Origin of the sequence: Hafnia sp., from assembly GCF_036648275.1 — a bacterium.
Lineage (GTDB): Bacteria > Pseudomonadota > Gammaproteobacteria > Enterobacterales > Enterobacteriaceae > Hafnia > Hafnia alvei.
Map to the genome: position 1 here is coordinate 42,616 of NZ_JAVXIQ010000024.1, position 11,808 is coordinate 54,423.

The 11,808-nt window shown below is 49.8% G+C and carries 10 protein-coding genes; 7 read left to right on the forward strand and 3 right to left on the reverse strand.

The genetic code is table 11. The features are described 5' to 3' along the window. Positions 1 to 43 precede the first annotated feature (43 nt). Positions 44 to 532 (reverse strand): transcription/translation regulatory transformer protein RfaH, encoded by a 489-nt coding sequence (gene rfaH / locus RSC70_RS17145; protein ID WP_332543062.1) that lies wholly within the window; start codon positions 530 to 532, stop codon positions 44 to 46. A 253-nt stretch (positions 533 to 785) separates the two neighbouring features. Here rfaH and pepE point away from each other — a divergent pair, with 253 nt between their 5' ends. The 3 genes from pepE to fre all read left to right on the forward strand — a co-directional run bounded on the left by pepE (position 786) and on the right by fre (position 3,922). Beyond that, positions 786 to 1,511 carry a dipeptidase PepE gene (gene pepE / locus RSC70_RS17150; RefSeq protein ID WP_332543063.1) on the forward strand — a complete coding sequence of 242 codons (726 nt, stop codon included), beginning with the start codon at positions 786 to 788 and terminating at the stop codon, positions 1,509 to 1,511. A gap of 152 nt (positions 1,512 to 1,663) precedes the next feature. Further along, positions 1,664 to 3,172, forward strand: a complete 1,509-nt coding sequence (ubiD, locus tag RSC70_RS17155) for a 4-hydroxy-3-polyprenylbenzoate decarboxylase (protein ID WP_332543064.1) — start codon at positions 1,664 to 1,666, stop codon at positions 3,170 to 3,172. Between the two features lie 48 nt (positions 3,173 to 3,220). Continuing rightward, entirely contained in the window at positions 3,221 to 3,922 is a 702-nt protein-coding gene (fre, locus tag RSC70_RS17160) for an NAD(P)H-flavin reductase (protein WP_040047260.1), read from the forward strand. 137 nt (positions 3,923 to 4,059) lie between these two features. On the opposite strand, the gene fadA is transcribed toward fre, so the two are convergent. Further along, a complete protein-coding gene (gene fadA, locus RSC70_RS17165) occupies positions 4,060 to 5,223 on the reverse strand; it encodes an acetyl-CoA C-acyltransferase FadA (protein ID WP_043490348.1) in 1,164 nt (387 codons plus the stop codon). A 25-nt stretch (positions 5,224 to 5,248) separates the two neighbouring features. Then, positions 5,249 to 7,453 (reverse strand): fatty acid oxidation complex subunit alpha FadB, encoded by a 2,205-nt coding sequence (gene fadB / locus RSC70_RS17170; RefSeq protein ID WP_332543065.1) that lies wholly within the window; start codon positions 7,451 to 7,453, stop codon positions 5,249 to 5,251. A 202-nt stretch (positions 7,454 to 7,655) separates the two neighbouring features. On the opposite strand from fadB, the gene pepQ reads away from it, so the two are divergent. From pepQ to hemG, 4 genes are all read left to right on the forward strand, one after another. Further along, positions 7,656 to 8,987, forward strand: coding sequence for a Xaa-Pro dipeptidase (gene pepQ, locus RSC70_RS17175; protein WP_103008850.1), 1,332 nt, complete (start codon positions 7,656 to 7,658; stop codon positions 8,985 to 8,987). Further along, entirely contained in the window at positions 8,987 to 9,601 is a 615-nt protein-coding gene (locus tag RSC70_RS17180; protein ID WP_025802253.1) for an IMPACT family protein, read from the forward strand. Before pepQ ends, RSC70_RS17180 begins: the two co-directional genes overlap by 1 nt. A gap of 65 nt (positions 9,602 to 9,666) precedes the next feature. Further along, positions 9,667 to 11,118, forward strand: a complete 1,452-nt coding sequence (trkH, locus tag RSC70_RS17185; protein ID WP_025802255.1) for a Trk system potassium transporter TrkH — start codon at positions 9,667 to 9,669, stop codon at positions 11,116 to 11,118. A 43-nt stretch (positions 11,119 to 11,161) separates the two neighbouring features. Then, positions 11,162 to 11,704, forward strand: coding sequence for a menaquinone-dependent protoporphyrinogen IX dehydrogenase (hemG, locus tag RSC70_RS17190; RefSeq protein WP_282815197.1), 543 nt, complete (start codon positions 11,162 to 11,164; stop codon positions 11,702 to 11,704). Positions 11,705 to 11,808: the final 104 nt, after the last annotated feature.

An 11,808-nucleotide genomic window follows, 5' to 3' on the forward strand; every position in this document is an offset into this window, starting at 1 on the left:
GAAAACAAGAACCGCCGTTGATATCTCACGGCGGTTTTTTTGTTTAACGCTTTTCGAAATCCGTATTCTCAACGCTTTGCTGAACGGGTTTGTTGAGTAGGTTAAGCAATAGAATGGCACGTTTTTCGCCATCGGCTTCGCTGTAAATGGCTTCAAAACCTTCAAACGCACCGCTGGTGATTACAACGGTGTCGCCCGGCGTTGGCGTATCAGGATCAATGAGCTCAGTAGGTGGAGCCGTCATTAACTGCTTGATAACCTTAAAAGGAATAGTGGCTGGTAGAGATCCAAATCGAACGAAATGGCTAACCCCGCGCGTAGATTGCACTGTGGTGGTGTGAATTCTTTCGGGATCAAGTTCAATAAACATGTAGTTAGGGAACATAGGTTCCTTCACCTGTGTACGTTTGCCGCGTACGATTTTTTCCAACGTAATCATTGGAGTAAAGCAGGGGATTTCCTGACGTGTCAGATGTTCTTTCGCACGCTCTAGTTGACCTCTTTTGCAATACAGCAGATACCACGATTCCATAACAACCTACAATTTAATGACTTACCCAGAGCATAGCAAAAGGTCGGATTGATAGACAGTTTCAGGTATTTATAGCGAGTATTTCCTATTGCTTATGCCGAGGTTTTACATTTTTTGCCACTTCAGGCAGAAGATCACAGCGTTGACCATAATTATTAGTTATAAATGTCGCCCTATATAACCACTCGGGTGAGGAGTGGTTTCGGCGTGATAAAGCGCAATAAAATTATTCTCAATGTCAGGAGAAATTTCCATGGAGTTGTTTTTACTGAGTAACGGTAAGGTTTCCGGTGAATCCGAATTGCTGGGTTATGCAAAAGGACCCATTCAGTCCATGCTGCTAAGCAAGAAGATACGTTCTGCGATACTGGTGCCCTATGCTGTGATCCGCGGTAACTACGACGCGCGTGCCGCAGAGTTAGAAAACTCATTAGGCATTCAAGTGACAAGCCTGCATCATTTTGACGATCCGGTAAAAGCCATTGAAGAGGCTGAATGTATTCTGGTGAGCGGCGGTAATACGTGGCTACTGAACCAAATGCTGCATGAGAATGGCCTAATTGTGCCGATTCAACGCGCGGTACGTGAACGTGAGATCCCCTACATCGGCTGGAGTGCCGGTTGTAACGTGGCAACGCCAAGCATTCGAACCACCAACGATATGCCGGTGCGCAATAGCATGGTACTGCCTGCCCTAGGTTTGTTCCCTGTTCAGATCAACCCGCACTATATCGATGCCCACCTGAGTGGTCATATGGGCGAAACGCGCGACGAGCGTATCGCTGAGTTCTGTGCGGTGAACCCAAGTGAATATGTGATTGCGTTACGTGAAGGCAGCTTGCTGCATGTCTCCGGTGATGAGTTGGAATACTACAGCGTCAAAGCTCAGGGCTATAAAGTGTTCCGCCACAACCAAGAAACTCATGAGTATTTTGATACGCAAGCATTGGCCGAGATGGTGCCTTTTCGCTGTCGTTAATCGTCAATGAGTTAAGCGATACCGTTTGTTGCTGGCAGCCTATCGAATGATAATGCTTATTAAAGCAATTAGTTACCTGCTTGTAACAAAAGTGCAGCAACCAAAGTGAAGAACGCTTATAATGGGTTCTTCACCAGCCCAATAAGAAAGCTATGAAATACCGTGACTTGCGCGAATTCCTCTCTTTGCTGGAACAGAGAGGTGAGCTAAAACGCATCAGCCAGCCAATCGATCCTTATCTGGAAATGACAGAAATTGCTGACCGCACTTTGCGTGCCGGTGGCCCAGCGTTGCTGTTTGAAAACCCGAAGGGGTATGACATTCCCGTTTTGTGTAACCTGTTTGGTACCGCGAAGCGTGTTGCCTTAGGAATGGGGCAGGAAGATGTTAGCGCGTTGCGTGAAGTCGGTAAGCTGTTGGCATTTTTAAAAGAACCGGAGCCGCCAAAAGGGTTCCGCGATCTGTTTGATAAACTACCTCAGTTCAAACAGGTTCTGAATATGCCGACGAAACGGCTGAGCACCGCACCGTGCCAGGAGCTTATTTGGCAGGGCGATGACGTGGATTTGGGCCGTATTCCGGTGATGCATTGCTGGCCTGAAGACGCGGCACCGCTGATTTCGTGGGGACTGACGGTGACCCGTGGTCCACATAAAGAGCGGCAGAACCTTGGCATTTATCGCCAGCAGGTTTTGGGCAAGAATAAAGTGATTATGCGCTGGCTGTCTCATCGTGGCGGTGCGCTTGATTTCCAAGAGTGGTGCCAAGCACATCCTGGTGAACGCTTCCCAGTGTCAGTGGCTTTAGGTGCCGATCCGGCGACGATACTCGGCGCGGTGACGCCGGTGCCGGATACGCTTTCTGAATATGCGTTTGCCGGGCTGTTGCGCGGCAATAAGAGCGAAGTCGTTAAATGTATTTCTAACGATTTGGAAGTGCCAGCCAGTGCTGAAATCGTGCTGGAAGGCTATATTGAGCCGGGTGAAATGGCGCCAGAAGGACCTTATGGCGACCACACGGGTTATTACAATGAAATCGATAATTTCCCCGTTTTTACCGTGACTCATATTACCCAACGTCGTGATCCTATTTATCATTCGACCTATACGGGACGTCCACCGGATGAACCTGCGGTGATGGGACTGGCGTTAAACGAAGTTTTTGTGCCGATTCTGCAAAAGCAGTTCCCAGAAATCGTGGATTTCTATCTGCCGCCGGAAGGATGTTCATATCGCATGGCGGTCGTTACCATGAAGAAACAGTACGCCGGTCATGCCAAGCGCGTGATGATGGGCGTCTGGTCGTTTTTACGTCAATTCATGTACACCAAATTTGTCATTGTTTGTGATGACGATATCAATGCTCGAGATTGGAACGACGTTATTTGGGCTATCACTACTCGAATGGATCCCGCGCGTGATACGGTGATGATTGAAAATACACCGATAGATTATCTTGATTTTGCTTCTCCTGTGTCGGGGCTGGGTTCCAAAATGGGACTGGATGCCACCAACAAATGGCCGGGCGAAACACAACGCGAATGGGGACGCCCCATTGTTATGGATGAAAAAGTCCGCACGCGGATCGATGCCATCTGGGACGAGCTGGCAATTCTGGAAGATAACCACACTGACGCTATGAAAAGCCGTAAGCCTGATTAGAGGTGGCTGTCTGGTTATGCAAAACCCATTATCCGATAGAGTAACTACATGACAACGTTGAGCTGTAAAGTCACTTCCGTTGAGGCTATCACCGATACGGTTTATCGCGTTCGCTTAGTGCCGGAAGCACCGGTTTCGTTTCGCGCGGGCCAGTATTTGATGGTTGAAATGGATGAGCGTGACAAGCGTCCGTTCTCTATGGCTTCAACGCCATTGGAAAAGGATTTTATCGAACTGCATATCGGCGCTTCAGAGATTAATCTCTATGCGATGGCGGTAATGGATCGCATTCTGAAAGATCGTGTGGTGAATGTTGATATTCCTCATGGTGACGCTTGGCTGCGTGAAGAGGGCGATCGCCCATTAGTGTTGATCGCCGGCGGTACAGGGTTCTCCTACACTCGCTCAATTTTAATGATGGCGCTGGCACAACAGCCTAATCGTGAAATTGCGATTTATTGGGGTGGCCGTGAATCCAAGTATCTGTACGATCTGGCCGAGTTAGAAGCGCTGCAAGAAAAGCATCCACAGCTGAAAGTTATCCCAGTGGTTGAACAACCAGAAGAGGGCTGGAATGGCCGAACTGGCACCGTTTTGAGCGCTGTTTTGCAAGACTACGGCTCGTTGGCAGAATACGACATCTATATCGCTGGGCGTTTTGAAATGGCGAAGATTGCGCGTGAGCGTTTCTGCGCCGAGCGCGAAGCCAAAGCAGAGCATATGTTTGGCGATGCGTTTGCGTTCATCTGATATAACGCATCTGCTAGTGGTGTAATGACTGCTAGCAGGTGATGTTCTGCCAGAAATAAAAAACCCGCCCCTGACAGGCGGGAAGTACGGCAACTAAACTTTTATATCCGTTATGCTTCAAGCGGCAAGAGAGTTGGTTAAACCCGCTCGAACACGGTCGCAATACCCTGACCTAATCCAATACACATGGTTGCCAGACCAAACTGTACGTCACGGCGCTCCATTAGATTCAGCAGCGTAGTTGAAATACGTGAGCCGGAACAGCCGAGTGGATGGCCTAAGGCGATTGCACCGCCGTTAAGATTCACCTTCTCATCCAATACATCCAACAGCCCAAGATCTTTTAGACATGGTAAGGTCTGAGCCGCAAACGCCTCGTTTAATTCAAACTGCCCGATATCTGAAATACTCAGTCCGGCACGTTTTAAGGCGAGCTGGGTAGCGGGCACAGGGCCGTATCCCATAATGGAAGGATCGCAGCCCACTACGGCCATCGAACGAATACGTGCCCGTGGTTTTAAGCCTAATGATTTGGCGCGTGATTCGCTCATCAGCAGCATCGCCGATGCACCATCGGAAAGTGCTGAGGAGGTGCCTGCCGTGACGGTACCATTTACCGGATCGAAGGCGGGCCTTAATGCTGCCAAGCTGGCGACGGTGGTTTCAGGGCGAATGACTTCATCATTAAACAGCATTTTCAACACGCCATCGGCATCGTGACCTGCGGTAGGGACGATCTCGTTTTTAAATGCGCCAGAGGTTGTGGCGGCATAGGCGCGTTGATGCGAGCGAGCGGCAAATTCATCCTGCATTTCACGGCTGATTTTGTGCATTTTCGCCAGCATTTCGGCGGTCAGCCCCATCATGCCAGCCGCTTTGGCTACGGTGCGGCTTAGGCCCGGGTGGAAATCAACGCCGTGGCTCATCGGCACGTGCCCCATATGCTCAACGCCGCCAATCAGGCTAATCTGTGCGTCGCCGATCATAATGGCGCGAGCGGCATCGTGAATCGCCTGCATCGATGAACCGCACAGGCGGTTAACCGTTGTTGCCGGTACGCTATGTGGCAGTTCAGCCAACAAAGCGGCGTTACGTGCAATATTAAAGCCTTGTTCCAGCGTTTGTTGTACACAGCCCCAGTAAATATCATCGATCTCTTTTGCATCGACGTTTGGGTTGCGGCTTAGCAGTGAGCGCATCAGATGCGCCGAGAGATCTTCGGCTCGAACCTGACGATATGCGCCGCCTTTCGAGCGGCCCATTGGCGTGCGGACGGCATCGATAACCACCACGTTTTCAATTGAACGGTTTTCCATGATTCCTTCCTTAAGCCTGTTGAGTGGCGCTGGAGACCATCGTTGCGTCGGTCTCAATCGGCGCCGCCGCCGGATAATAGGTCGCGTTGGTTTCTGCTTTGGCGCGCAGGCCGGCCGGCACCTGATATAGCTCGCCTAAATGCTGATAGCGCTGAGCCATTTCGACATATTGCGTAGTGCCGATGGTGTCCAGATAACGGAATGCGCCGCCGTGGAACGGAGGGAAACCAATGCCATACACCAGCGCCATATCTGCTTCTGCAGGACTTGCCACGATTTTCTCTTCGAAGCAGCGAACGGCTTCGTTGATCATCGGGATCATCATCCGAGCGATGATCTCTTCATCAGTGAACTGTTCGTTTGATGGTGCAACCTCGGCTAGCAGAGCCGCCGTTTGCTCATCTTGCACTTTGCGTGGTTTGCCTTTGCTGTCTTGCTCGTAACGATAGAAGCCCACGCCGTTTTTCTGCCCAAAGCGCTGTGCATCAAACATCACATCCACCGCATCGCGATAGTTTTTCCCCATACGCTGCGGGAAACCTTGAGCCATCACCGCTTGAGCATGATGTGCCGTGTCGATGCCGACGACGTCGAGCAGATAAGCTGGGCCCATTGGCCAGCCAAACTGCTTCTCCATCACTTTATCAACTTGGCGGAAATCAGCCCCGTCGCGCAACAGAAGGCTAAAACCGGCGAAGTAAGGGAACAGCACGCGGTTGACGAAAAACCCAGGGCAATCATTCACCACGATCGGTGTTTTGCCCATTTTGGTGGCATAAGCGACAACGGTGCCAATTGTTTGATCGGAGGTTTTAGCTCCGCGAATGATCTCTACCAATGGCATGCGATGTACTGGGTTAAAGAAGTGCATGCCGCAGAAGTTTTCAGGACGTTGCAGCGAGGCGGCTAACTGATCGATAGGGATGGTGGACGTATTTGAAGCCAGAACCGCGTCTGGTTTGATCAGTGATTCTGCTTCCGCTAAGACGGCTGCTTTAATTTTTGGATTTTCAACAACGGCCTCAACCACGATTTGCGCGTGTTCAACACCTGCGTAGTTCAGCGTTGGTTGGATTGTGGAGAGGATCTGCGCCATTTTCAGGCCATTGATCTTCCCACGTTCGAGCTGTTTATTGAGAAGTTTTCCTGCTTCATTCATACCGAGCACCAGCGATTTTTCACTGATGTCTTTCATTAACACCGGCGTGCCTTTCAGCGCAGATTGATAGGCGATACCGCCTCCCATAATACCCGCACCGAGCACCACGGCCTGCGAAGGGACTTGTCCAGACAGGGCAAGTTTCTTTGCTTTGCCTTTTACAAACTGATCGTTGAGGAAAATGCCAACCAGAGCGCGAGCTTGGGTAGTGCGAGTTAATGGTACAAAGCTGGCGGTTTCAAGCTTGAGCGCTTCGGCACGTTTTAAACCGGCGGCTGCTTCAATGGTTTTCACCGCAGTGATTGGCGCAGGATAGTGTTTCCCAGCGGTTTGCATCACCATGCCTTTGGCCGTGGTGAAGCTCATCAGCGATTCAATTGGGCTGAGTTTTAGCGGTTCCAATTTTGGCTGGCGCTGTGCTTTCCAATCAAGTTGGCCATCGATGGCTTGGTGCAGCATTTTGAGTGCGCCACTAACCAGCTTATCTTGCGATACTACGGCATCGACTAAACCGACTTTGAGGGCTTGTTCAGCGCCAATATCTTTACCGGCGGCAATGATCTCAAGTGCGCTATCCGCACCGAGCAGACGCGGCAAACGAACCGAACCGCCGAAGCCAGGCATAATTCCCAGCTTTGTTTCAGGCAGGCCAATGCGAACATCCGGTGTGGCGATGCGGAAATCGGTGGCTAATACACATTCGCAACCCCCGCCCAGCGCATAGCCATTTATGGCGGTAATGGTGGGGACGGGTAAATCTTCTAAACGGTTAAATACGCTATTAGCGAAGTTGAGCCATTCCGTGAGTTTTTCCGCTGGAGCCGCAAATAGAGACAAAAACTCGGTGATATCTGCGCCAACGATAAAAGCGGCTTTGGTTGAACGCACCAATAGGCCCTGCAGCTGCGGCTGTTTTTCAAGCACGTCTAGGGCTGCGCCTAAGCTGGCAACAGTTTTGGTATCCAGCTTGTTAATGGCGGCTGGAGCGTCAAATACCAGCTCGGCAATACCGTCTTCGAGCCAGTTTACATGTAGGTTTTCGCCTTGGTAGAGCATCGTGATCTCCTGAATCAGCGCAGTTGATCTGGTATGACCAGATGTTTTGAAGTGTGGTTTTAATGTTAATAAAATGCAAACAAAACATTGCGCATTTGCAAACTTGATCACAGAGAGCTGAATGGGATTTTTGCCAACTTCCTGTTTTTAAGGAGGGCTGTGATAAGATGGAAAAATTCGTTGTGGGCAAAGGGTCATTTACATGGAAACACTAGCTTCGTTGTATTCTGAACACATGGAAACGCTGCAGCAGCGCACCCGTGAGGTTTTAGCGCGTAGTCAACTGGATGGGTTACTGATTCATTCTGGTGAGTTGCTATCGTTATTCTTAGACGATCGCGATTATCCGTTTAAGGTGAATCCTCAGTTCAAAGCCTGGGTGCCGGTGACTCAAGTGCCTAATTGCTGGCTGTGGGTAGACGGTGTGAATAAGCCGAAGCTTTGGTTCTATTCTCCCGTTGATTACTGGTATAGCGTTGAACCACTGCCAGAAGCGTTTTGGACTTCTCATGTAGAAATGACCGCTTTGCGTAAAGCAGATGACATTGCACAGCTGTTGCCAAGTGCGCGTGAGCGTGTTGCCTATATCGGCTATGTGCCGCAGCGCGCGCAGTCTCTGGGCATTAAAGCCGAAAATATTAATCCGCAGTCGGTGCTGGATTATCTGCACTACCATCGCGCATACAAAACCGGCTATGAACAAGCGTGTATGCGCGAAGCGCAAAAGACGGCGGTAGTTGGGCATCAAGCGGCGTTAGAAGCATTCCAGTCAGGTATGAGTGAGTTTGATATCAATCAGGCATATCTGACGGCAACAGGACATCGTGATACGGATGTTCCTTACGACAATATCGTGGCGCTGAATGAGCATGCTGCGGTTCTGCACTACACCACGTTACAGCATAAGTTGCCTTCTGAAGTCCGTAGCTTCTTGCTTGATGCGGGCGCGGAGTATAACGGCTATGCGGCGGATTTAACGCGTACCTATGCGGCTAAAAGCGATAGCGACTTTGCGGCGTTGGTCAGCGATATGAACAAAGAGCAGCAGGCGCTGATCGCGACACTGAAATGTGGTGTGCGCTACACGGATTACCATCTGCAAATGCATCAGCGTTTGGCAAAATTGCTCAAAAAACACCATATTCTAAAAGATATCAGTGAAGAAGCTGCCGTGGAACAAGGGCTGACATGCCCATTCCTGCCGCATGGCTTAGGGCATCCGCTTGGGTTGCAGGTTCATGATGTTGCAGGTTTTATGCAGGATGAAAATGGTACTCATCTGGCCGCGCCAGAAATGTATCCATTCCTGCGCTGCACGCGCATCATGGAACCGGGTATGGTGATGACTATCGAGCCTGGCCTGTACTTCATTGATTCACTGCTCGCGCCATGGAAAGAAGGGAAATTTAGCCAGCACTTTGATTGGGCCCGCATTGACGCTTTCCGTCCTTACGGCGGGATCCGTATTGAAGATAACGTTATTTTCCATGAGAAATCCGTGGAAAATATGACGCGCGATCTGCATTTGGATTAATGAGTCAGCCTTATCTTATTCCCGCTGAGGCGCTGAGCTTCAGCGAGGAAATCAAAAAAAGCCGCTTCATTACCTTGTTGGCACATACGACGGGTAGTGAGGCGGCAAAAGCTTTTGTTACTCAGGTGAAGTCCGAACATCCTGATGCGCGTCATCATTGCTGGGCGTTTGTTGCTGGTGCACCGGATGATTCCCAGCAGTTAGGTTTCTCAGATGATGGTGAACCGTCGGGAACGGCAGGAAAGCCAATGCTTGCTCAACTGATGGGCAGTCATATTGGAGAGATTACGGCGGTCGTCGTGCGTTATTATGGCGGCATCCGATTGGGAACCGGTGGTTTGGTTAAGGCCTACGGGGGCGGTGTTCAGCAAGCATTAAAACTTTTGCCGGTAGCGCGTAAAGTGCCACAGGCTGAGTATACTTTGCAGTGTGACTATGGATTATTAACCCAAGTTGAAGCCGTCATAGCGCAGGCTGGGGGCGAGATCTTGCAGAGTGATTATGCTGTTGATGTGCTGCTAACGGTGAGTTTGCCAGTGCTGGTTGTAGAAGACGTCGCTGAAAAGTTACGCAACATGAGCCGTGGCTCATTGCAATTACATCAGACTTCGTAATAATCCCCCGCATTATCTTTTTTGTTGTACTTATTACTCTTTAATTGAGCAAGGAACGTGCCCGAATGCATTTTCGTGCCATTATCCGCATCGTCGGTTTACTCGTCATATTGTTCTCCGGAACTATGATCATCCCGGGGCTTGTTGCCCTGATTTATCGTGACGGTGCAGGCCGGGCGTTTACTCAAACTTTCTTTGTTGCGCTAACGATCGGTACTTTGCTGTGGTGGCCACAGCGTAAGCAAAAACATGAGTTAAAGCCGCGCGAAGGTTTTTTGATAGTTGTGCTGTTCTGGACGGTGTTGGGCAGCGTTGGGGCATTGCCTTTCCTGTTTTCAGAGCGTCCGAACCTCAGCGTGACAGATGCCTTCTTTGAATCGTTCTCAGGCTTAACGACCACAGGGGCAACGACTCTTGTTGGTTTAGATAACCTCCCTAAAGCTATTTTATTCTATCGACAGATGCTGCAATGGCTTGGCGGGATGGGGATCATCGTCTTGGCCGTGGCCATTTTGCCTATTTTAGGTGTCGGTGGATTACAGCTCTACCGCGCTGAGATGCCGGGGCCGCTAAAAGATAATAAGATGCGCCCACGTATTGCTGAAACGGCCAAAACGTTATGGTTCATCTATGTTTTGCTGACCGTTGCGTGTGCTGTGGCGTTGTGGGGAGCGGGAATGGATGTTTTCGACGCCATTTCTCATAGCTTCTCGACTATCGCGATTGGCGGATTCTCAACGCACGATGCCAGCATAGGTTATTTCAACAGTCCTACTATCAATACCATCATTGCTGTATTCCTACTGATTTCCGGCTGTAACTTTAGTTTGCACTTTGCGCTCCTTAGCGGGCGAAGCTTAAAAGTGTATTGGCGCGATCCTGAATTCCGCATGTTCATTTTTGTTCAGTTGACGCTGGTCGCGGTATGTACCCTTGTTCTGTGGTGGCATAACGTTTATCAAACGGGGCTACAAACGGTGAATCAGGCGTTTTTCCAAGTGGTTTCGATGGCGACAACCGCAGGTTTTACCACTGATAGCATTGCGCACTGGCCGTTATTCCTGCCTGTGCTTCTATTATGTTCCGCATTCATCGGGGGCTGTGCGGGTTCAACGGGCGGGGGGCTGAAGGTCATCCGTATCCTGCTGTTGTTCTTGCAAGGATCTCGTGAACTTAAGCGACTGGTGCATCCCAATGCGGTCTATACCATCAAGCTAGGTAGCCGAGCTCTGCCGGAACGCATCCTTGAAGCGGTGTGGGGTTTCTTCTCTGCCTACGCATTAGTCTTCATCATTAGTATGCTTGCGATTATCGCGACAGGAGTTGATGATTTCTCTGCGTTTGCTGCAGTGGTTGCGACATTGAACAACCTCGGCCCTGGGCTTGGGGTGGTTGCGGATAACTTCACCTCGATGAATGATGCGGCTAAATGGGTTCTGGTTGTCACTATGCTGTTTGGTCGATTAGAAGTCTTCACCTTGTTAGTGCTGTTTACGCCAACGTTTTGGCGTAACTAAAGTATTCACGATTAATTATGGATAATGCCAGAGGCCGTAAGCCATGAAGAAAACATTAGTGCTTTATTCAAGCCGAGATGGACAGACAAAAGCTATCGCCTCTTATATCGCCTCAACTTTATCTGAAACGACGATGTGTGATGTGCAAGATTTGGCAATCTCGATGAATATCGATCTTGCGAACTACCAGGCGGTTGTGATCGGTGCATCGGTTCGCTACGGACACTTTCAACGTGCGCTATATCAGTTCACTAAAACGAACGCCGCACAGCTAAATGCAATGCCGAGTGCTTTCTTTGCCGTAAACCTCACTGCTCGTAAGCCTGAGAAGAGAACACCACAGACCAATGCGTATACGCGCAAGTTTTTACTTGCAACACCTTGGCAGCCAAAACAATGCTCGGTGTTTGCAGGAGCGCTGCGTTACCCGCGATATGGTTGGTTAGATAAGGTCATGATCAAACTTATTATGAAAATGACCGGTGGGGAAACGGATACAACTAAAGAAGTTGAATATACGGATTGGCAGGATGTGGGACGCTTTGCACAGGAATTTGTCCGTTTAACCAGCAGTATGGTGCGATAATCATCACAAAACACAACTTTTGTTGATAAATTACGCGGTCAGTAATTATTTTCAAATAAACACTTGTCAGCCGTTCAGAAGTCCCTATAATGCGCCACCACTGA